The 23,433-nt window shown below is 46.2% G+C and carries 19 protein-coding genes; 3 read left to right on the forward strand and 16 right to left on the reverse strand.

Going from position 1 to position 23,433, the window contains the following annotated elements; genetic code table 11:
* Window positions 1-116: 116 nt before the first annotated feature.
* Window positions 117-713 carry a DUF1131 family protein gene (locus tag BLV87_RS07935; protein WP_093067182.1) on the reverse strand — a complete coding sequence of 199 codons (597 nt, stop codon included), beginning with the start codon at window positions 711-713 and terminating at the stop codon, window positions 117-119.
* A 116-nt stretch (window positions 714-829) separates the two neighbouring features.
* Between BLV87_RS07935 and BLV87_RS07940 the strand changes: the two genes are divergently transcribed.
* Together BLV87_RS07940 and BLV87_RS07945 are read left to right on the forward strand one after the other, a co-directional pair.
* A complete protein-coding gene (locus BLV87_RS07940; protein WP_093067184.1) occupies window positions 830-1,708 on the forward strand; it encodes a 5'-3' exonuclease in 879 nt (292 codons plus the stop codon).
* A gap of 134 nt (window positions 1,709-1,842) precedes the next feature.
* Complete coding sequence (locus BLV87_RS07945) at window positions 1,843-3,198, forward strand: sigma 54-interacting transcriptional regulator (RefSeq protein ID WP_093067186.1); 1,356 nt, start codon at window positions 1,843-1,845, stop codon at window positions 3,196-3,198.
* Here BLV87_RS07945 and BLV87_RS07950 read toward each other — a convergent pair.
* The 15 genes from BLV87_RS07950 to BLV87_RS08025 form a co-directional block, all read right to left on the reverse strand.
* Window positions 3,166-4,239, reverse strand: coding sequence for an aminotransferase class I/II-fold pyridoxal phosphate-dependent enzyme (locus BLV87_RS07950; protein ID WP_093067188.1), 1,074 nt, complete (start codon window positions 4,237-4,239; stop codon window positions 3,166-3,168). The two genes, BLV87_RS07945 and BLV87_RS07950, sit on opposite strands and share 33 nt — an antisense overlap.
* The gene (locus BLV87_RS07955) at window positions 4,240-6,051 is read right to left on the reverse strand and encodes a hypothetical protein (protein WP_139282141.1); all 1,812 of its coding nucleotides are present in this window, start codon (window positions 6,049-6,051) and stop codon (window positions 4,240-4,242) included. It lies immediately after the preceding gene.
* Window positions 6,052-6,078: 27 nt separating this feature from the next.
* Window positions 6,079-7,347, reverse strand: coding sequence for a hypothetical protein (locus BLV87_RS07960; protein ID WP_093067192.1), 1,269 nt, complete (start codon window positions 7,345-7,347; stop codon window positions 6,079-6,081).
* 10 nt (window positions 7,348-7,357) lie between these two features.
* A complete protein-coding gene (locus BLV87_RS07965; RefSeq protein WP_093067194.1) occupies window positions 7,358-7,996 on the reverse strand; it encodes a hypothetical protein in 639 nt (212 codons plus the stop codon).
* Window positions 7,997-8,022: 26 nt separating this feature from the next.
* Window positions 8,023-8,646, reverse strand: a complete 624-nt coding sequence (locus BLV87_RS07970; RefSeq protein ID WP_093067196.1) for a hypothetical protein — start codon at window positions 8,644-8,646, stop codon at window positions 8,023-8,025.
* A 210-nt stretch (window positions 8,647-8,856) separates the two neighbouring features.
* On the reverse strand, window positions 8,857-10,758 hold the full coding sequence (locus BLV87_RS07975; RefSeq protein ID WP_093067198.1) for an ATP-binding cassette domain-containing protein: 1,902 nt from the start codon (window positions 10,756-10,758) through the stop codon (window positions 8,857-8,859).
* Between the two features lie 122 nt (window positions 10,759-10,880).
* The gene (locus BLV87_RS07980) at window positions 10,881-11,777 is read right to left on the reverse strand and encodes an Lcl domain-containing protein (RefSeq protein WP_093067200.1); all 897 of its coding nucleotides are present in this window, start codon (window positions 11,775-11,777) and stop codon (window positions 10,881-10,883) included.
* Window positions 11,778-11,908: 131 nt separating this feature from the next.
* A complete protein-coding gene (locus BLV87_RS07985; RefSeq protein WP_093067202.1) occupies window positions 11,909-12,430 on the reverse strand; it encodes a C40 family peptidase in 522 nt (173 codons plus the stop codon).
* A gap of 85 nt (window positions 12,431-12,515) precedes the next feature.
* A complete protein-coding gene (gene rsmD / locus BLV87_RS07990) occupies window positions 12,516-13,064 on the reverse strand; it encodes a 16S rRNA (guanine(966)-N(2))-methyltransferase RsmD (RefSeq protein ID WP_175517881.1) in 549 nt (182 codons plus the stop codon).
* A complete protein-coding gene (locus BLV87_RS07995) occupies window positions 13,054-14,367 on the reverse strand; it encodes a M16 family metallopeptidase (RefSeq protein ID WP_093067204.1) in 1,314 nt (437 codons plus the stop codon). The genes rsmD and BLV87_RS07995 overlap by 11 nt, the downstream gene beginning before the upstream one ends.
* 4 nt (window positions 14,368-14,371) lie before the next feature.
* Complete coding sequence (locus tag BLV87_RS08000; protein ID WP_093067206.1) at window positions 14,372-15,763, reverse strand: M16 family metallopeptidase; 1,392 nt, start codon at window positions 15,761-15,763, stop codon at window positions 14,372-14,374.
* A gap of 152 nt (window positions 15,764-15,915) precedes the next feature.
* Window positions 15,916-17,454 carry a dynamin family protein gene (locus BLV87_RS08005; RefSeq protein ID WP_093067208.1) on the reverse strand — a complete coding sequence of 513 codons (1,539 nt, stop codon included), beginning with the start codon at window positions 17,452-17,454 and terminating at the stop codon, window positions 15,916-15,918.
* Window positions 17,455-19,692 (reverse strand): dynamin family protein, encoded by a 2,238-nt coding sequence (locus tag BLV87_RS08010; protein ID WP_093067210.1) that lies wholly within the window; start codon window positions 19,690-19,692, stop codon window positions 17,455-17,457. It lies immediately after the preceding gene.
* Window positions 19,693-21,414, reverse strand: a complete 1,722-nt coding sequence (locus BLV87_RS08015; protein ID WP_093067212.1) for a dynamin family protein — start codon at window positions 21,412-21,414, stop codon at window positions 19,693-19,695. It lies immediately after the preceding gene.
* Window positions 21,415-21,680: 266 nt separating this feature from the next.
* On the reverse strand, window positions 21,681-21,929 hold the full coding sequence (locus BLV87_RS08025; protein ID WP_093067215.1) for a hypothetical protein: 249 nt from the start codon (window positions 21,927-21,929) through the stop codon (window positions 21,681-21,683).
* Window positions 21,930-22,133: 204 nt separating this feature from the next.
* Between BLV87_RS08025 and BLV87_RS08030 the strand changes: the two genes are divergently transcribed.
* Window positions 22,134-23,345 carry an RNA-guided endonuclease InsQ/TnpB family protein gene (locus BLV87_RS08030; protein WP_093067217.1) on the forward strand — a complete coding sequence of 404 codons (1,212 nt, stop codon included), beginning with the start codon at window positions 22,134-22,136 and terminating at the stop codon, window positions 23,343-23,345.
* Window positions 23,346-23,433 lie beyond the last annotated feature (88 nt).

The following is a 23,433-nucleotide window of genomic DNA, read 5'->3' on the forward strand; positions in this document are numbered from 1 at the left end:
CCGACAAAACAAACGGAGGAAAAAACCTAATAATTGGATGAGATTACAGCAAGTTAGGGAATGGAGGGCTTAAAGTTGATGCGTATAGGGCGTATTCAATACGCCCCTACAAGCCTTCACTTCGCCGGTGGTTTCCAGATGATGGCCTCCATCTGCCAGTTCGCCAATACGTCTTTCGGTGGCACAGAACCATCCGGGCCGTTCCATGTCCCGCCAAATAGATACAGGATATTGCCGGTTTTTGGTGCGTAACACAGCACTTTCCCCGATAACTCCTCTGAGCCTGCGGCACATTCTTCTGTTGCACCATACGTGTAAATATCGGCAAATGTTGACCCAATGGCATGACCTAAACCGTTACCGATTAAGTTGTCATGCACCATCACGGAAAACACTTTTGCTTGTTTAGCATCTGGGTTAATGGTCAACAGCGGTTTCAACTCTTTGCTAACCATAATGACAGGGTACTCCTCTCCTTCGGTGTAATTTGTCCGCTGTGCCACATTGAAGCCTTGGAAGACCATGGTGATGTCATGCAGATTGAAAGCAGTGCTACCATTGATCGGCCCAATACCATCAACGGATAACATCTCAACCGGCTTGACCGATGATTGTGCCACTGAAGTATCCGACTGCCTATCATCGCAACCGACTACGGTGAACAGTGTGGCAATTGCCAAGACTCCCCATCCCTTTGCACGCAGATTCAGCATGTTCACTCCTCTAGTTGATGACTACTCCAAAATATTCTGTCATAAAAAGCCTAACCGTGCATTTTTATGCTTCTCTGTTTATAGTCCAGAAACTTAGCCATCACCTGAAAAATACCATGCCCCAACATCCTGTCTGGCTCGTTGATGCCAGCATTTATGTATTCCGTCCTTGGTTTATACGCCAACCAATCACGCTGGATCGTGAGGGTAATCCCATCAATGCGGTATTGGGGTTCCTTCGCTTTGTGTATAACCTGTTGCAAACCGAACAACCGCAGCAAATTGCGTTTGCTTTCGACATTAGCCTGCAAACCTCCACCCGCAAAGCCATTTACCCCGACTACAAAGCTAATCGCACCCCCGCCCCGGATAGCTTAAAGAAACAGTTTCAACTGTGCCGTGATTTTTTGGATACGCTCGGTATTGTGCAAGCTGCCAGCCCGCATTTTGAAGCGGATGACGTGATTGGCACATGGGCAAAACAGCAGCGCGATAACGGGCAAGCCTGCATGATTATCAGCGGAGACAAAGACTTGGCGCAATTGGTTGCTGAACGTGACATCTGGTGGGATTATGGCAAACGCACGCCACTACCACCCGGCGGGGTGAAAAAAGAATTTGGGGTTTGGCCTGCGCAAATCCCCGATCAATTGGCGCTGGCGGGCGATGAGGCGGATAATATCCCCGGCATTCCAGGCGTGGGCATGTCCACCGCCGCCAAACTGTTGCAGAAATTCAGCAGTGTGGAAATCTTACTATCCCGCATTCCCGAAATCGGGTTAATGAAAACCCGTGGTGCAAAACGTTTACAAGCACTGGTGGAGGAACATCAAGCCACCGTGCGACTGGCACGGCAATTAACCGGCATTTATTGTGATGTACCCGACATACCGACAGTTTTACAGCGCAAGCCCAAAGACTTGGTAAAATTACAATCACTCTGTGAACAACTGGGGTTAACAGAACAGCAAGTCAAACTGTGGGCTGCGGTCTAATGATCAAATAAGCGATGGTGGCATAGCAAATTCAAATGGCACTTTCCCCAAGCAGCCATACTCTCAATCAGCTATATATTAAGCAGAAGAAAAATATATCAAGCCAATGAGTGGGCAAGAATGCGAGGGCAACCATGATGCTGGGCTGGGTATCTATCGAAAAAGAAGCTGTCACGCCAGCGTGTGCGGCATGGGTCAGTGCGCTGTGCCGGGCAACACAACATCACCACATACCTGAACTCCACCCAAGCGACCAACCGGGCATACTGATCGCCAACCACTGTGATGATACGTTACTGGAAAAACTCCCCCACTACGCCGAACAAGCCAGCCACCGCCTGATTCTGATCTGTTGCCAGCCCATGCTTTCACTGGAACAACAACTCCACCTGATTGCTGCGGGCGTGTCGCGCTTATTTTGCTGGCAAGATACACATAGCCTCCTGCAAGCCGTATTAGGGCAATTGCAACGCTGGGCGCAAATCGACCGTATTCTAAGTGCGCGTGCTATCCGTGAGCAGATCATCGGGCAAAGCCCCACATGGTTAAAAGTGTTACGCAATACGGTTGAAATTGGGCGCTATTCCAACGCCAATGTGCTGTTACTCGGCGAACCAGGTACAGGCAAGGAATTGATTGCCCGTCTGTTACATACCGTTGACCAACGTGAACACAAGCAAGATCTCGTGGTATTGGATTGCACTACCGTCGTTCCCGAATTGGCAGGCAGTGAATTTTTCGGGCATGAAAAAGGCGCGTTCACCAATGCGATTCGCACCCGTGAAGGCATGTTTGAACAAGCCGCAGGCGGCACATTATTTCTGGATGAAGTGGGCGAACTGCCCGCCTTTCTGCAAGCCTCGTTACTGCGCGTGATTCAAGAAAAAGCTTATAAAAAAGTCGGCGGCGACCGCTGGCATAACCTCGACTTCCGTTTAGTCAGCGCCACCAATCGCGATTTGGAAAGCGCTCAGCAACAAGGCACATTCCGCCAGGATTTTTTCCACCGCATTGCCAGCTACATTATCCGCCTCCCCCCACTGCGAATGCGCAAGGATGATATTCCGCTGCTACTCGACAAATTCTTGCAGGAAGAATTGTCCGAGCAAGCACCCACAGTCGATCCCACCGTTATCCATGCACTACAAGCGCATGATTTTCCGGGAAATGTGCGTGAATTGCGTCAACTGGTAAGAGCCATGTGCGGGCGTTATAACGGTTACGGTGCATTATCCACTAATGATATTCCGCGTGATTACTTGCACAAAATTGGCACTGCCTATTTCGCTGATTACGAGGAAAGTTTTCACCAACCTGTCCTCACGGCTCTGCATCACGGCATGGATTTAAAGACCCTCAAAGAATACGTGGCAGACATCGCCCGCACCCTCACACTGCAAGAAGAACACGGCAATATGGCAAAAGCGGCGGAACGCTTAGGGATTACCGTGCGTTCCTTACAGCAATTCCGCGCTAAGTGGACACCTTAGATACACCAATGCCTGCCGTAATAACTGCACCAAGCGCTGAATCGCGTCACGTCGATGCCCTGCCCGCAAAATCACGGTTAACGCACAAGCCCCGCAATCCGTGCGTGTGACCACGGTTTCTACCTGCCGTTGGCGCAAATAACGGTATACCGCCACGCACTGCCAACCGTGAGGAAACACCAACTTTTGCACCGGAAACACCCCACCTTCCAAGCGTATACCCAAACCGCGCAGTTGTGCCTGAAAATAACGGATATTTCCCACTAACAAGCGCCGCCGCCATTCGCCTGCTTGTGCATGTTGCTGGAGAGCGTATAAAGCATGTTCCACCAACCAAGGTGAAGGCGGGCTACAATAGGTGCGGGTATGTGAGCGTTCACGAAACCCCTGCACCACTGCCTCACTCCCTGATAACACCGCAAGCGGCGTACCCAACGCTTTAGCCAGCGAGGCAATCAGCACCACCTGTTCACTGGCTGCCCCGACCCACGGCAAAATACCGCCACCATCACTTCCAAAGGGCAATGACGGTGAGGGATTCTGCCCCAATAGCCCCAAGGTTTGCGTATCATCCAACACCAACCAACCACGCCGCCCCGCCAATAGTTGCAAACAAATATTCACCGCAAACGGCTGATTACGGCGTAATGACCAACTGTCTGCCACCACCATTACCGCACTGACAGCGGCAACCCGCGCCAATTGTTGCGCCAATTCCGCCATATTCCGAAATGTCTGCAACCGTTGCGCATTAAAAGCACGTTTTGCTAACAGTTGGATAAACGGGTAGGTATCCTGCGCCATAAAAACCTGCACGGGCGTTTGCCGTACCCACTCAAACCAGTCCCAAAACAAATGCAAGGTTGATACCCCCAACACCGCAGCGGCTTGCCCCTGCATCGCCGCCAATTGCGCGGCTAATGCCCGCTCTTGCACGGATTCGTACAAGACAGCGGGCATTCCGGTAGCAACGGGTTGAGTAGTCACTTGCTGCGGGTAAGGGTTCAGATCCAAATAATGCGCACGATTAAAATGCAACACTTAGGAAGCCTCACGTTGCAACAACCAATAAGACGGTGGTTTTGCGTCCAATGCTGCCTGTGTCACCGGATCCGTCAGATCAACCCCTGTCACCGCCCGGTAAGCATGGGCATAACGCTGGATGTCATCACGCCAGAAAACCGCCCAAGACAACGCCACTTCGCTCTTATCAATCTGACTCCAAGACGCAAAGCGAATCGACAATAACAAACGCTCACCGGTTTGCGCCAAATCCACAAAATGGGTGGTTGCCGTACCCGACCAACCTTGCAAACGTTTCATGCCATCGACCCGATCCATCCAGCGCTCTTTTTGGGGAACCATGATGCGCCCACCAATAAACTCACGCATTTCAGGGCGAGCTAACATCCACTGCATCATCAGCATTTCCTTACGCGCCACCCAAGGCAAATCACCGTATTGGTTATGCGCCCCTTCTGCCAAAATCAGATGCACCTCACGTAAGGCATTTAGCAACGGAAACGCATCCGCCTTAATCGTTGTATCATCGTAGGCATGGAAAAACCGGTGTGCCAAATTCAACAATTGATGGAACGCCCCCAAAAAATGCGAACGGCTATCAGCGGTTTTGATTTTGGGTACAGCTTTACCCGCCAAGGAGAAACCATAATGATGGTCATATTCATACGCACGGCGCACCAAGGAAAGACGTGCGGGTTCATCTTGAATATAGCCCCACAATAAACTGCTCATCGGGCGTAACGGATCAATATCCATTCTTGCTAATGGGTCACGTACACCGGCACGCACATTCTGGAAACGCCGTGTAATGGCATTCATCGTCTGTACCAACAAACTCTCTTCCATCCAATACGACCAAATCAATTCAATCATTGTCGGACAAGCAGCCCGTGCCGTAGAAATACCATAACAAGACTCGTCCCCTACATCTCTCGCATTGATGGCAAAGCCCAACGCCATACCACTTTTTAAGGGTAATTCAGCCAGTTTTTCTCGAATCAATTGCATATAAGGCAACGGTAGCGGTTGTGAGACATCACGCTTAATGCCTAACAAATAATTATCTTTTAACTTTTGTGCATTCTTGCGCCATTCCTCAAGCAAGTTAGTACTAGCATCACCTTTATCAACAAAGGTCAACCATTGCTCGAGCATATTATCATTATTAACAACCCCACATTCTTCCTTAAGAAAACAATCAGTTGCCACATTTAAAGCATCGTAAGCATTAGCGCCTTGAAAGGGAACTCTATCGGAATAATACTGCTCCTGCTGAGGACTACCAGTCGTTTCCAAACAAAACACATCATTTAAATATTTACCATACGCGTCAAATGAAATCGCTACCGTTCTCTCTTTAATAACCTCCCATAACACACTTTCATAACTAGGGCGTTTACTAGCCGGTTGCAAACTAACCGGCAGTGCATCATCCTCCCGACTCTTTTTAATAAACCTTGAGGCATCAATAACAATACCATCTGCCAGCTTTTCAATTTCATCCTCTTGAATAATTGAAATATTAAACTTAACCGGCGATTTCTCATCAAATGCCTCATGCCTTAACATTTCAACAATTCGCTGATTATCGTCAAGCAGCAAAATAAGCACTATAGAATCTCTATCAACTTCACCCAGCTTTGAGCTAACATCAAGACTAATTGAACAAGGACTCGAAGATTCATTAACAATCGCTTCGACATGTTGATTAGTCTTTGGATTAAAAATAGTGATCTTTTCAATATCCTGACAGTTTGCTCTTTTATCCCTAATTTCAAAATTAAATACCTTCTCAGGTATATATTCCTGCTTAGTTTTGGAAGCCATCACTCACTCTCCTGCATACTAAGGTATGCGTTACGATTTGCTAACAGCATCGGCTTTGCCAATGCCAGAATTCTCCAACGCCCAATGGTTGAACAAGCGCTTTAACAGTTCTGCTTCATTCGCCGCACCCAATGCGCCATCCTCACGCGCTTGCCCAAATACGGCAAACACTTCACCGGGGGGACGGCTGTACATCGCCGGTGGATTCTGTTGCCATTGCCGGAAACGCCGTCGCAAGCGTGCCGGTTGCCGCGCTGCTAAAGGAAATAAATCCACCAATGGCTTATCCCCCATCGCCTGCGGTCGGAACGCCAATAAGGTTTGGGCAAAATCAGGCAAACTTTCCATTAATCCCTCAACAATCTGGCGCTCAGCCGGATTCACGCTACTGAGGGGATACATCGCCTCCCAACGCTCCCGAATCCGTTGCCACTGCGGATCAGGAAACAACCTTTCCCCCAAATGGCAACTGATCTGCACCCGCATCCAAGGGAATGGATGCGGCGCATCCATATTGATACGGAACACAAACGCTCGCGGCAGCATCACCACCAGCATCAACCCCGTGGTGGCGGTCACGCCAAGCTGCGCTAACGCCCAAAAGTCCGCCAGAATTTCCGAACGCCAGCGTATCCAAAAATCCCATGCCTGCCCTGCTTGACGCTGTGCCTGCAACACCTCGCCAAAATTGTTGACCAAATCCAATTGCGCCGCCCCTTGATGCCCCACTTCATGAAACAACGACGACGCAATCCCGCCACCCACCATGCGTTCACGCGGAACACGCACAATACTGACCGGGTTAGTCACACCACCCGGCAGCCGAGTACGCGCCCGCCGAATCGCTGCCCCATGCCCACGTTCCAAATAACAAATCATCGGCAACAGCTCGTAATATCCGCCCGGCTTGCGTAAGGCATCTTGGGCGGCATAATCCAGCGCTGACATCCACACCCCATGCTCATATTCACCGCGTTGGGTCAGCACATCCGCAAAAATGTCCAACTGATCCAACACCGCATTAAAACGCAACTTCACTACCGTAAACTGGCGCTGTGCCACTGTCGGTTTAGCCGCTTTGCCTGCCCCACTGCGTAACCACTGACGAAAGCCTGTAATGCGCTGCCGTTGCAGATCGCGTTGCTGACGCAGATGCACCTCAATCGCGTGCAAAATGGTATGACCCGGTGATGACGCCGCCACCATCGGCATGGTTTTGGAAAACGGCAACACCGACTCCAAGCGGCTCAGCAAGGCACTTGCCTCCTGATCCAGATACGCATTCAGGGCAGCCGACATGACACACCTCCTAAAAGCCGAACAAAATGACTTTGTTACCCTTTCTGACCCACGTACCGCGTCTGCCTGCCATACCACCCGTGATGGGAGGGAAATAACGCTGACAAGCCTTAGTAACCACCGCTTTCACGGCGGATGGTGGTGCACTCGGTGGCAACCGCGCCATTTGCTTACCCGTAGTTTGTGCCGCTTGCACAACCCGACGCGCCACATTCAGGGATGCGCGGTTTTTACTGCCACTGGGTAATTCGCCAAACAAACGGTTAGCACTTTGGTCAACCCAACCCCGTGCCGCATCTGCCCCTTTATTCACCAAGTCAGTACCAATACCCGTCCAGGCTTGCTTCAAATGCGGCTTGGCGGTATTGAATAAAAAACGCCCCGCCTGTTTGGCTAATGGCACAGCACGTTTCGCAGCTTGGCGGATTAAGCTACCGAGAAACTGCTCCATTTCAGCCTCACTATCCAGCTCCAATAATTCATTGGCTAAGGCTTCTTCCGCATCCATTCCCGCCTCAAACTCACCATCGGTTTCAAACTCGAATTCATCTTGAGTTTCCCACTCGTTGTCGGCTTCCCATTCTGATTCATTGTCGGTTTCCCATTCGCTTTGCACCCCACGTAACAGGGTTCCATCAATATCGTGCATGACACGTCTCCTCTTGCCTGAATTGTTTAAACACCCAACAAAATGATGCGATTGCCACTTCTGACCCAACGCCCAGAATTGGCACGTTTACCCGCTGGACGCGGACGGTTTTGCAATAATCCAGGGGCGTGCAAACGTGCAGCATTCTGAATCGCACGATTGACCACCACATCCGGCGCTCCACGTTGGCTATTCTGAGCAGCCGAAGCCGTGGTCGCACCAGCCAAACGTACAAAGCGGCGAGCCACTTCAAACTCCATGTCTTCTGGACTCATGCCTTCCATTTCCAGCTCAAACAAAGAACTCGCAAACGAACCCAGTTTGCCGCCAATCGCGCCCCCGACACCCGGCACGACAAAATTACCCAAAGCAGCACCCGCTACGGGCAAGGCTTTCTTTGCCAAGCCTTTCAGGAAACCACCCACCGCTTTACCCGCAGGTGAGCGCACAAAGTTACCGATCCCCTTGGCGGCTCTCTTAACCAATTTACCAAGGAACGCTTCCAGCTCTTCCTCAGAACCAACTTCCAATAACTCGGCTGCTAATTCCATTTCCTGCTGTTCGGTAAACGGACGGGTGAGACTGTTATCCTCGAACTCATTCTCGAATTCGTCTTCAAATTCAAAAGCTTCAAATTCTGCTGCGTACATGATGACTTCTCCTTGATGAAACACGTTTCCAATCACACAAGTGATATTGCAACGGGCGTGCCAACCTTGTTTTTATAGTTTTATCAATATCTTGAGAGAAAAATACAGATTAGATAGGCGAAAAGCAGTTCGCCCAGCGTGGTTAACCGCGCTGGGGGAGCGAACTGTATTTCGTCAAATAGGGGGGATTAAGGCGTGATTATCTCAAAACTATGCGTCAGAGATGGCGGTATCGTATTCTTCGCTGCGCTCCATCCATTCCATTTCCACTGCTTCGAGCTTGGCATCGAGGTTGCTTTTGTCGAGCACCAGTTGCTTGAGTTTGTGGCGGTTGGCATCGCTGTAAATGTCAGGGTCGGCAAGCTGTGCTTCCAGCGTGGCTTGTTGTTGCTGGAGTTTGTTCATTTCCTGCTCCAACTTCTCGATCTTTTTCTTTAAAGGTTGTAATTGTTTGCGCTTTTCGGCGGCTTCGCGGCGCTGGTCTTTGCGCCCTTCCGCAGTGTGCGTAGGAACATTGCGTGAACCGCCCTGACAGGATTCATCTTCTTCTTTACGGAAACGGTTTTGCAGCCACGCCGCGTAATCGTCGAGGTCGCCGTCAAATTCTGTCGCTTTGCCACTATCGACCAGCAACAGCTTGTCGGTGACGGTTTTGAGCATGTGGCGGTCGTGCGAGACAATGACCATTGCACCCTTGAATTCCTGCAATGCCATGCTCAAGGCAAGGCGCATATCGAGATCGAGATGGTTAGTCGGTTCATCCAGCAACAGCAAGTTCGGGCGGCGGTAAATCAGTAAAGCCAACGCCAGACGCACTTTTTCACCACCAGAAAAGGGCGCAATCGCCTCTTCCACCCGTGTGCCTTGAAACGCAAATCCGCCGAGGAAATTGCGCAAATCCTGTTCGCGGGCTTGTTTATCCATGTCGCGCAAATGTTGTAGCGGGGATTGATCGACTTTGAGCTGTTCGAGCTGGTGCTGGGCGAAATAGCCGATTTTCAGGTCGGGTGCTTGCCAGCTTTCACCCGCTTGTGCAGGCAGTTGTCCGGCAAGGAATTTGATCAGGGTGGATTTACCCGCACCGTTGGGACCGATCAGACCAATGCGGTCGCTGGGGAAAATTTGCAACTCCACCTTGTCGACGATGGTTTTGTCGGCGTAACCGAGCCGTGCTTCGCGTACATGCAATAGGCGATCGGGCAACTTTTCAGGGTCACGGAATTTGAACGTAAACGGCGAATCCACGTGTGCGGCAGAAATAACCTCCATACGCTCCAAGGCTTTGAGGCGGCTTTGCGCTTGGCGGGCTTTGGTGGCTTGGGCGCGAAAACGGTCAACATACTTTTGCATGTGTTCGCGTTCGCGCTTTTGCTTTTCGTAGGCGGATTGCTGTTGCGCGAGTTTTTCCGCACGGGTGATTTCAAAGGTCGAATAATTGCCGGTGTAGAGCGTCAGGCGGCTGTGTTCGATGTGGGCAATGTTGGTGCAAATCGCGTCGAGGAATTCGCGGTCATGCGAAATCAGCAGCAGCGTGCCACGGTAATTTTTAAGCCAATCTTGCACCCAGATGACCGCATCGAGGTCAAGGTGGTTGGTGGGCTCGTCAAGCAGGAGCAGGTCAGAACGGCACATCAGGGCTTGCGCGAGGTTGAGGCGCATCCGCCAACCGCCGGAAAAACTGCTGACGGGATTGTGAATTTGATCCGGTTTGAAACCGAGTCCGTGCAGCAAGGTGGCAGCGCGGCTTTCCGCCGTGTAACCGTCGATGGCATCGAGGCGGGCGTGCAGTTCACCGAGGTGTGCGCCGTCGGCATGTTCGAGTTGCTGGCGCAGGCTGACGTATTCAGCATCACCTTCGAGTGCGTAATGCAGCGCAGACTGGTCGGTGGCGGGCGTTTCCTGCTGGACGTGCGCAATCACCCACGAGGGCGGTATCGAAAAATTGCCAGTGTCTTGGTGCAATTCGCCGCGAATCAGCGCGAACAGGGTGGATTTGCCGACACCGTTCGCACCCGTGACCCCGACGTTCTGACCGGGATGGATGCTGAAAGAAGCGGATTCGAGCAGGGCTTTGGAGCCGCGCCGTAGGGTTAGGTCGGAGAAGACTAGCATGGGTTGGTTCTATCGCTCATTCTGAATGCCATAATTGAAGAGGGCGTATGCAATACGCCCCCTTCCTGCCGCCGAGTATACCATCAAACTCATCTGACCCACCGTAGAAGCAAAAAGCAAAATCACTGACAGGAATGGACTAATCGCACAACACAAGCACTACCACGCTCACTCCAACCGTCACCACCATCGCCAAAGTTAACAAGCCATACACCGGCTGTACCTAACTCTGTTGATGACCAATGCCAAGTAGCTGACGTTTGAGGAAATACGAGTTGGTCAATTGTCGGGTGTTGGCTCCTATCTACAAGAGTTCGTAATTCATGAATACTTGGCATCCGCCAGTCACTATAGCCTGCAAAACTGGCATCCTTACCAAACTTCGACATAGCGTCATCCCATGTAAAATAGGCAAACTTACCGCTGCAATCTGCGCCATTTAGCCCTTCACTACACCGCTTCCACATCAGACTAGTTAGGGTATCCGTCACCGTACCATTGTCGTGAATAATGTAGCGATCTGAAACTCTATTTTCCCTCACCCCAACCCCTCTCCCAGAGGTAGAGGGGCTAAGAGACAGAACTTCTTGCTCCCCCTCTACCTCTGGGAGAGGGGGCTGGGGGGTGAGGGTTCTTCCCACATGATGCCCCAACGCCCCCAACAACAACCCCCAATCCCGCGCCCCGCAAAAATCCAGCACCTGCAAATGCCGCAACCACAACGGATGCCGCACTTTTTCCGCGAGCACTGGAATCACCGGAATGCCGATGTCCTCCGCCATACTCACTTCGTTATGCACCCACTTCGACGTGCGCACCTTTTCAGAAACCACCAACACCATTACATCGCTGGTTTCGAGTTCAAACTCCAGCTTGTGATACCACACATCGCCCGGTTTCAAACCGATCACATCGCGGAACACCGCAAAACCAGCCGCCTGCAATTGCTGCTGAATCTCGGCGGCAAGGTTTTCACCGTGACTGCCATCGCGGGCATAACTGATAAAGGCTTTCGGCATAAGATCAAAGTCGGCTGGTAAAAGGAATACTGCATTAATAGCAGACTAACAACAGGATGTGAACGACCTTTTCACTTGCCAGCACCCAACAGCTTCAAGGAATTACCGCTCTAACTAGCAGATAGCTTCGATCACGAATAACTCGGCTTACACGCTCCGGGAATCCGTCCAAACCCGATCAAACGCTTTGCCCAATAACCTTTCAGTTGGTCGGTAGCAATGGCTCGTCCCGTGCGCGGTGCATGGACAAACTTATCGTTCCCCAGATAAATCCCCACATGGCTGACACGCTTGCCACTGGTATTGAAAAACACCAAATCACCCTTTTGGCTTTGCTCTCTAGGCACTTTGACTGCTGCGGCATACTGTTGCGCTGCCGTGCGTGGAATCGCTACCCGTGCGCCATTTTTAAAAGCGTATTGTGTTAAACCGCTGCAATCAAACCCGGTGACAGGGCTAGTCCCGCCCCAGCGGTACATTTTCCCTTGTTGTTTTTGCGCATTCCACACCACTTTATCCAACAAACTCACGGATGGCTGAGCCACCGGAATTTGCGCAACACTAATTTGTTTTTTAGGCTCTGAAACAGCACTACAACCGACCAACGTAACAGCCAACAGAACAGCTAATCCTTGCACTACGACACTAGGCATCTAAACACCCTCCATGAATTGTCAACAAAACACACTCGCTATATGAGATTAGATCAAAACCTGAATCTTTGCTGAACGAATGCAATCAAATTAACAATAAACTTTTCACCTGGCCCGCCTGGGTTTCACGGTGGATACGCAGGTTAAAACGACCAAAGTCAGTGGCGGCATCCGCCTCCTGCTCCAAATAGATCATCCCATCAGGACTCAACAGGGATTTAGCTAACAAGGTTTCGAGAACAGGCTCCAATAGGTTCTTGCGAAACGGTGGGTCAAGGAAAATCAAGTCAAACGCCCCAGTTTCCCGTTGCAAATAGCGAAAAGCATCATCGTGCACCAAGACCGCCTGTTGTGCCCCCAGTAAGGCGATATTGTCACGCAACGCCCTAGCCGCAGCCGGATGCTTTTCCACCATTACCACCTCACTCGCCCCTCGCGATAAGGCTTCCAACCCCAATGCACCGCTGCCTGCAAACAAGTCGAGGCAACGCGCCCCCGGCACTTGCGTTTGCAACCAGTTGAATAAGGTTTCACGTACCCGATCCGGCGTGGGGCGCAGACCGGGTACATCGGCGAAACGCAGTTTACGGCTACGCCATTCGCCACCGATGATACGCAGCAGGTTATTTTTCATCACCACCCACAATGACCGTTACCATTTTGTCAGGCTGTACACGGCGGGCAAACGCTTCCGTAATCTGCTCACGGGTTAACGCATTCACCTTGCTGGTAAAGGTATCCAAGTAATCCAATGGCAAGTGGTAAAAACCGATAACGCCCACATAGTCAACAATTTGGCTATTGTTCGCCGTGCGCAGGGGGAAACCACCCGTAATGTCCTTCTTAGAAGCCTCTAACTCCTCAACCGAAGGGCCTTCCTGCTGGAATTTACCCAGCACGTCTTGCACCACTTTCAAGGCTTCATCGGCTTGTTCTAGCTTGGTTTGCAGGCCAATTTCAAACACGCCAAGCTGTGCCAACGGCCCAAAGTAGCTGTAAACGCTGTAACTCAATCCCCGATCATTACGCACCGCCTTCATCAAACGCGAGGTGAAGCCACTTCCCCCCAGCACCTGATTGCCCATGTACAAGGTGAAATAGTCATCATCCCCGCGTTTATTGCCGATCTGCCCCACCAGAATATGGGCTTGCGCTGACGGGTAAGGAATTTTCACGGTTTTGGCTGCCGTCAAGGCTTTGACTTCGGGTAATGGTGCAGCCGCTTCCCCAACCGGCAATACCCCTGCCACTTGTTCCGCTAACGCCTCTGCCTGAGTGCGGTCTACTGCGCCGACAATGGCTAACAACCCATTTTTCGCCACGTAATGCTGCTGATAAAAGGCTTTTAAATCATCCACCTTAAACGCTTGAATAGTCTCTTCAGTACCATTCTCCGGCTGACCATAAGGATGATCACCGTACAAGGCTTGGTAAAACGCCTTACCACCTAAACTCGCGGGGTCTTGCTTTTCCGCTTGCAACCCCACCAAGGTGAGCTTTTGCACCCGCTCAAAATCTTTCTGCGGAAAATCTGGTTTGGCGATCACCTTCAGCCACAAATCCAAGGCTGCTTTTTGCTCTTGCTCCAAGGTAATGGTGCGTAAACCCAACGTTGCCATGTCCTTGGAAGTACTTGATGAAAAGATTGCCCCAATGGATTCAAACTGCTCAGCAAGCTGATCCTCACTCAAACCGGTAGCACCTTTATCCAACATGCTATTAGTGAGCATCGCCAGACCGGGTTTAGCGCCATCCCGCGCACTACCAGCATCGAATACCAAACGTAAATCCAGCATCGGCAATTCAGGCGCGGGAACATAATAGACCCGCAAACCGTTAGCCGTTGTCCAATGCTCAATTTTCGGGGCAGCTTGGGCAAACGACGCAAACACCACTAACCATAGCGCCAGTTGCGCCAATACGATTTTTTTCAACATGGGGTTATCTCACAAAACTAGGGGCATTTTTCGGCTTGTTGGGGTCAATGGGCTGCGGATCAAGTTCTGCAATCGTCAGCGTGTCTTCAATCAGGTACTTCTTGGCAACCGCTTGAATCTGTTCAGGCGTAATCGCCAGAATATTATCCACGTATTCATCCGCCAGTTTGTACCCCAATCCCACCGTTTCCAACGAACCTAAGACGTTCGCCTGATTCTGTTGGGAATCACGTTCGTAAATTTCGCCCGCAATCACTTGTGCCTTGACCCGCGCTAATTCTGCGGCAGTCACCGGCTCGTTTTTGAGTTTTTCCACCTGCTCCAACAACGCGACTTTCACGGTTTCCAACTTTTCGCCTTTGGTCGGCATTCCGCTTAAGCTGAATAAATCGGGCAAGCGTCCAAACCCGCTGTACCAAGCACTAGCACTGGAGGCAATTTCCTTGCCCCGAATCAGCTCTTTGGATAAGCGCGAACTGTTGCCACCATCCAAAATACCCGCCAGCACCTCCAGGGCATACGGTTCCCATTTCTCCTTGGCATTGACCATACCGGGGACTTTGTAACCCATTAACACGTAAGGCAATTCTGCCGGAGCTTTGACTTTAAGGGTGCGCAAGCCTTTTTGCGCGACTTCAGTTTGCGGTTTCGGTGGGGGAATCGTCTCGGTAGGCTTCAGCGGCCCGTAATACTTTTTGGCTAATTCATGCACGTTGTCAGGGTCAACATCACCCACTACCACCAACGTAGCATTGTTAGGTGCATACCAACGTTCATACCATGCCCGCAGGTCTTCTACTTGCATGGCATCCAAATCCGCCATCCAACCGATGACCGGGTTTTTGTAGGGGCTATTGAGGAAAGCCACTGCTTCAAATTGTTCGCGGGTCAAGGCCGTGGGTTTATCTTCGGTACGCCAGCGCCGCTCTTCTTTCACCACTTCGATTTCTTTTTTGAATTCGGCGGGTGGCAAAGTGAGGTTACGCACCCGATCCGATTCCAATTCAAACGCGACTTCCAGCCGGTCTGCCGCAATCACTTGGTAGTAAGCGGTGTAATCTTGCCCAGTAAAGGCGTTATCTTCCGCGCCATTTTCAGCGATGATGCGGTTGAATTCGCCGGTAGGGTATTTTTGCGTCCCCTTGAACATCATGTGCTCGACCACGTGCGATAGGCCAGTCGAGCCGTTGTGTTCATAGCTGGAACCCACTTTGTACCACAATTGCACCACAGCAATCGGCGCACGCTTATCCTGTTTCACCAATACCTTCAAACCGTTATCCAGCTTGTATTCGTGTACGGGTACTTCCACCTTTACCCGCTCAATGGCTTGCGCAGATGTGCTATATAGGCTTGCTGAAAACACGGCAAGTGCTACGGTTGTTTTGATATTCATTTTTCACCTAACGGCCTAACAAAGCTAAGTGGTCGATTGTACGACGTTTGGGTTCAGGAAGAATACAGTTTCTGTGCTAAAGCGATCTTATCAATGACTTAAAATAATACATAAATTATCAATCCTGCCTACGGTGTTAGTGACTTCTAACATCATCCCTTCACTAAAAAACCATCAAACATATCATCAATTACGGAAAGCATGGTAGCCCGAATCTGTTTCATATCATAGTGCTGTTGTTCTAACGCTGTTGTGGAAAAAGAATTTTTCATTTCTGCAAGCGTATCAAAAAATCCTGTTTCCTCAAGATCATAACCTGCTTGCAAGATGTCCAGCTCAAGAGACTTGAATTTTGACACAAAATCTTTGATACTCTCGATTTCAATTTTTATATTATGAGCATATATATCAAAAACCTTGTTGATTTCAGATTTTATTCTCAACCTTGAATCAATATTTTCATTTTTAGCACTCAAAAACTCATTCAGAGACAGCCCTCTATAGACATATTCTTTTTGATCCTTGGCACTGAAAGCACTTATACCATCGAACTGAATATTATAATCATCCAGTGATTCTTCAATCTCATCGAGAATACTTTCTAAATCGCTCATAGATCTCAAATCGGCTTTATTTGCAATAACATATAGTTTTTTATTTTCCAAATCTAGCTCTTCTAGAAACTTGACATCTGAAGCCGGAATTGTTCCAACAGAATCAAGACCAATCATCCAAATTAATGCGCTAGCAGTATCTAAGTATTCAGATGCAGTATTTTTATCTTCATTTGTAAATCCATCTGTTATCGATGGGTTATAACCGGGAGTATCAATAAAGCAGATATTTTCTATATTTTTGAATTTAGTCTCTACCACCATAAATGGCATAATGTTTTTTAAATTAAATCCAAAAGACTTTATGAATTCATGAGACAAAATCTTATAAAGATCTTTATCAACACTAAAGAACCCACCACCATTTGTATAACCTTTTATAGACTCTCCATCACCAGAAATAATATATGTTGGAATAGCTGTCACAGGATCAATTCCTGTTGGTAAATTCACATTGCCTCGCTGAGAAAGAGCATTGATAAATGCAGATTTCCCACTACTAAAACCACCACCAATAGCAATAATTCTTTTATTATAGATCTCTGGAAAACTGGCAATCAATTTAAGTTCTTCTACTACACCTTCCATATCTGCAAAATTTATAAATCCATCATCAAATAATTCATAAAAACGATTAAGACTTTCATTTTCTATAAATTCAGCAGATAATACAAGCCTAATAATGTCATATTTTCTTTTTAGAGAGGCGTATTCATTTTCCTTATGCGATAGACGTTTTTTAAATTCATGGTTTTCTTTCTTATAGCGATCTCTTACAGAGAGATAATTTGATTCAAGCGATTTATATTTAGAGGAAACCTTTTCTAACTGCTGCTCTTTTATACGCAAAGAGTTTTTAATTTCGAAATTTTCGTTCTCAAGATTTCCTTTAACAAACTTCAATTTTACCGCATATTTTTTAAGATTGCTTCTCTCTTCAGAAAGAGATGAATACATTTCATTAAAATCACCTAATGAACTTAGAATATCATTCTTCAGCTTTTTTCTTCCAAATTTCAAAAACTTTGCCATTTCCTCCAATTGAGGTGATACCTTCTCAATAATTTCATTCTTCATTTAGTCAATCCTTTCCAGTTCTAGAACAATCCTCCCGAACCGATCCAATTCAATATTTTTGTTCTTAACAAGAATTTCTATACTCCTAATCTCTTCCATATATTTTTCAAGAAGTCTATTTGACAGCTTAACCTTACTTAAACCATTAATTAGCTCACGCATATACTTATCAATATCACCTTTAGCTCTTATCTGTAATTTTGAAAGATAGCTCTCGGCATCATCAATGAACTTCTCAGCATCAGAACTTATTAATATACCCCTTGCTCTTAATGTATTGGGAATAGAGCCACTGTATTTTAAATCAGGTGTGTTAATTTCATTAATAACTCTTTTTATGGATTGAGAAATAGCTGCTGAAGAGAGTTTTTCATCACCCATCCCTGACCTCAAGATTTGTACAACTTTAGCTTGTAGTTCTTCTTTTCTCCAAGCAATTATAGCTCTCTCTGACTTATCTTTGATAGACCTTTCAATTTCATCTGTTAGTTGCTCTAGCGAGTTTCTGACAGTTCCACTTCTTATAGTTGCGTATGTTCTTGTATGGTTTTCATAGCCACCACCCCATAATCCAGCAACCCAAGAAAAGACACCAGATTTTTTAACTTTATACGTCTCAGATTCAACATCTGATGCTTTATCAACAGAGGCGGCAGCTTTTCTAAAATAACTCTCTAACTCTTTAATTAGTTCATTTTTCAGATTAAATCCCAAAGATTTAACAACATCAGAATACTCATTATCAATATCAACTGATACATTATTAATTATAGCTGTCAATTTTTGCTTTTCTTGCTCAAGCCTCTCTTTATCATTACTTTTAATGTCTCTCACTCTTTTTTTACAAAAAGATAGCAGCCGCTCTCGATATTTTAAAAGGGAATCAAATTTAACCTTAACAAAATTTTCTTTTCTTGCCTCAAGAATCTGTTGTTTTTTTGCACCAACTGTTGCAACGATATTTTTTATTTCACTAAGATTACTTAACTTATCAAGGCTTGCAATAGATGTAACTTTATCAGTATCAGAAAAATAATCAGGGTATTCTCGTGTTAGGTTTAACCATACCGTTCTTGCGCCAGAATCCCATAATTCTTTTGAATCAAATTGATTTCTTAATGTTTGACAAATTCCTGAAGAATGAATTACATGACGTTGACCTTGCTCAATCAACTGATCAAAGGTTGTGCCTACTTCTGGGTTATTTTTTTTAAGTTGTGTCAACGTGGTACTCAAATGCCCACCCAACTTACTTGTAATATTCTTCAAAATTTGATGAAGATCACCATTACCTTTTTCTTTTTCATCACCCATCAATTGATTATCAATCTGACTAGAGATAACGAAGAGATTAGTAACGCCCTCTTTTGTTGTAATTCTATCCATCAACTCAACATCTTCTTTACTCAAGAATTGACCTGAAGGGCTAACAATAAAAATAACATCACAATATTTTAACAACTCTCTTGTACGATCCTCTCTTGATTGTACGGGATCATTAAGTCCAGGAGTATCAACAATCTGAATACCGTGCAAATTATCCTGCGGCAATTTGATATGTACGCTCTTTGTGAATGGCATATATCGCCCTTCTGAGCCAACATACGCCAACAGTTGTTGACTTAGACTTTGAACATCCTTTGCATTTAATGTACTTTTATCTTTAAGTGATTGAATATCCACCCCGGAAGATTTCATACGCTCATATTGATCGTAGGTCGAACTCAAACTTGTATTACTATTTAACTCTCGCTGTGCTTGCTTGCGGCTTTTATTCTGCAAGTCTTCTTTAGATGATATTTTTTCATGAAATTTTGCAGAATTTATTTTTTCATCAATAAGTTTTTGCAATTTTTCCGTGTATTCATAATGACCTTTTTTAATTTCTTCAATGTCTTTTTGAGAAAAAAATTCTACTTCTGCGGATAAATTATCTCCATATGAAATTTGTGTCAGAGCAGCCGTCATCGGAGTTGCTGCTTTAGGAAGAATATTCAAACCATCAAACAATAATGCGTTTAAAAGAGATGATTTACCAGCTTTTACGCGCCCAACAATACCTATTTGCAAAAGTCGCTGTTCATTCTCAATGCTACAAATTGCCTCCTGAAGTTTATTTACCGAATCAATACTATACTCGTGTTCAATATACTTCGCCTCCTCACCAATATGGCTGTCATTTTTTGAAACAATATCTGTGATTTTTTCTCTAAACTCTATAATATCTTTACTTTTCATTTACATACTCACCTTACTAAAAACAACTCGACTCGCCAAGCTATTAATACGTTCAAGAGCCATATTATATTTAATAATCTCACTTTCAACATTAACAATGTGATTCTTTTTTTCTTCCTCTATCGCGGCAATAGCATTTTTCTTATCTTGTAATTTTTTTTCAAATTCTCCACTAATATTATCAATTAAGTGCTGTATCTGCTCGTTAAAAACTATAGGTAATTTTCCTCTTAATTCTCGTTTAATCGAAGGAATAATTTGTTCTAAAATCATTTTTCGTAATTTTTCTTCCTGCTTTCTTTTCTGTATTCCTGAAAATATACTAGAAATCATATCAGGTAAGAAAATAATAAGAACTTCTAGAATTGGGGCTATAACTGTAGTAGTAACAGCAAGAACAGTGCTAACCACCTTATAGAGACTGCCATTATTCCCACTCTCATTACGTTTAGCAAGAATACTACCCAACCCGCTTTGCGTTTTGTTAAAGAGAATCTTTATACTTTCAGTGGTTTTTTGTAGCCATTCTTCACTGACATTCATCGAAGAAAAATTAGATAGATCGATCGAAAAATCATTAATAATATTCTGTCCAATAGTATCCATAGCATCTCTTACTTCGTTTATCAGAGACAGTCTTGTAATCTCAGATATTTTCTGTGAAAATGCTCCATCGCCACCGCTAAGCGCGGCAACAACCAATTCATCTAATGAATTACTTAAGTCATTACCAACAGCGTTAACAATTTTCCCTATATTTACACTTGAATACTTTTGTGTTGCTTCTTCAAGCATTTCATCCCGTTTTTTTATAATCTTTTCCAAACCAGACTGTAATTCTAAAATTTCGTCCTCATTGGCTTCTTTTCCTTTTCTCAATGAAGTGATAGACGTATTGATAGTTTCAGAAATTTTGTAGTAACTTTCTTTTAAATCATCAGAAAACAAATTATGAAATAAAATATCAGGATTAATCTCTTTCAAAATGGCATTGAGACTAATTCCGCCGTTATTATCAATAGCAACAACTTTTCGTGTAATATCAAAATATTCATTTAGTTGCTCTTCAATTCTTTCGGAAATCTCCCTGACTTCTGATTCAGACCTTAGATTTGTCTTGCTTAGAAAAAATGAAAAACCCCTTCCATAATTTTTTATTCCAGTAAGCTGACGTGCAAGTGAACGAGTAATATTACCATCCTCCACACTAGTCAATACAATGTAATGTGTCCCTTTATTCAGATATTCACTGATTGCCTGATTATGTAAATCCAATGGTGAATTAAATCCAGGCATATCAACCAATACAAGTGGCTCAATCCCTATCAAGTTACTGTTATTCAAATATATTCGCAAGAACTTATAATCTTTTGCTTTAGCCGTAATTTGCTCCATTTCATTGATGGCATATCTATCTGAAGAACCATCACGCGTTATTGCCTCAATGTATTCATCATCTGAGTATCGTAATTCTGTAGCCAATGCAGTTTCAGGAGTAATACCTACAGGTAAGCAAGACTGATTCAAGAAAGAATTCAGTAGAGAACTTTTTCCTGCACTGAAAGCTCCTACAACAGGAATTAGCAATTCTGCTTCATTTAACGCTTCACCTAAAATTTCGATATTAAGAGACTTTTTCACTTCTTTAGGCAATAGCAATTTCTCTAGCTCTTGCTGAATCTCTGTTAAATAGAGTAAATAATTATTTTGGATTTCTAACATTTCTAAAACACCTTGCAAATATGAAATAAGGCTTGGATGCAGACAGTGACGGCTGTTTTGTTCTTTAACTTAATCATGGTGATGGATGATGGACGCATGAGAGTCAAGCCGTTTTCGTTTAAAAAATTCAATGAGTTAGGACAACTATCGTGTACAGAGAAAATTTTATTAAAGTCTATTTATTATGAGAATAATTCCCAATACAAAAAATTTAATTAACAGTAATTTTTATAATATGGAAATATAACATAAAAAAATACTATAGGTCAAGATATCATCGTTTTACTTAACTGCTCCATTGCCAAGATCTCGCAACAGAAGCCAATGGGTAAAGCGACCATCAGCAAAATACAAGCCGTTACCGTGTGAGCGATCCTTGAACCAAGTTGCAAACCCCTCATCACCTCAACCCGCTCACTATCGATCGACACACTGAGTTTTGGCAAAATGACAATAGCAAGCAATTGCAAATAATCTTGCACTGGCATAACTCGCTCTTGCTTTTTGGTCTCCATCACGCATCGCCGTCACTGTTTAGCATATTTCAGCTCAATCAAATACTGGTGCTTGACTGCAAATAGGCTACGATCCAGCAACAGTACGTCGGGGCATTTTTTATACATTTCGCATTCACAGTTCAACCTTGAAATACTGAAAATATAATTCGCGGGGCGCATAAATTCTCTCTCATCTGTGCGATTGTTAGCTATACTCGAAAAATGCAACGACTCCAAGCCTTCAAATACGAACTCAAGCCAGATAGCAAACAACGACGTTTGTTATTGCGTTATGCGGGTTCATGCCGCTTTGTTTACAACAAGGCGTTGGCGTTGCAACAAGCCAATTACGCATCTGGTGGAGAGTTCATCGGTTACGTGGCAATGGCAAAACATCTGACAGCATGGCGCAATAGCACAGAAACGCCGTGGCTGAAAGATTCCCCGGTTCATCCATTGCAACGCGTGCTGAAAGATCTAAACAAAGCCTACCAAAACTTCTTCGCCAACCGTGCCGACTTACCTCGTTTCAAACGCAAGGGTAGCGGTGACAGCTTCCGCTATCCTGACCAAAAACAAATCAAACTCGATCAATGCAATAACAGACTTTTCCTGCCAAAACTGGGATGGATACGCTACCGCAATAGCCGCGATGTCTTAGGTGAGTTGCGCAATGTCACAGTTTCCAGCAAAAACAGTAAATGGTTTGTGAGCATTCAAACTCAGCGAGAAGTAGAACACCCCGTACTCACCGTTACTACGGCTATCGGCATCGACTTAGGCATAGCCCGTTTTGCCACGTTCTCGGATGGCAGCTACATCGCTCCGCTCAATAGCTTCAAAATCCAACAAGCCAAACTTGCCAAATACCAACGGCGCATGGCGCATAAGCAGAAATTCAGTAACAACTGGAAAAAGGCGAAAGCCAAAGTCCAAAAAGTCCACACCCAAATTGCCAATTCCCGCCGTGATTTCCTGCACAAAGCGACGACCACGATCAGCAAAAACCACGCGCTCGTGTTCATCGAAGATTTGCGGGTACGCAATATGTCCCAATCAGCGGCAGGCACGGCAGAAAACCCCGGCACGAACGTTGCAGCCAAATCCGGCTTAAACAAAGCGATTCTCGACCAAGGTTGGGGTGAGTTTCGGCGGCAACTCGACTATAAACTAGCATGGAATGGGGGTATATTATTTGCCGTACCCGCGTATTACACCAGTCAAGAGTGCCCCGAATGCCATCACGTCTCAGCGAATAATCGCCAGACGCAAGCGAAGTTTGTGTGCGTGAAATGTCACTATGAAAATCACGCCGATCATGTCGGTGCGATCAATGTTAAAGAGCGGGGACACCGCTTGTTAGCCTGTGGAGATGCGATATTCAGTCGCTCGATGAAGCAGGAACTCGCCGAAGTAAGTCAGTTATTTAGCTGAATGCAGTAGGAATCCCCTTTTTTTGGGGAGGGGAAGATGTCAAATTACGGTTTTGTCTGGCAAATGGTAGTATTCTTCGCATTCTCGC

The organism is Thiothrix caldifontis, assembly GCF_900107695.1.
GTDB lineage: Bacteria > Pseudomonadota > Gammaproteobacteria > Thiotrichales > Thiotrichaceae > Thiothrix > Thiothrix caldifontis.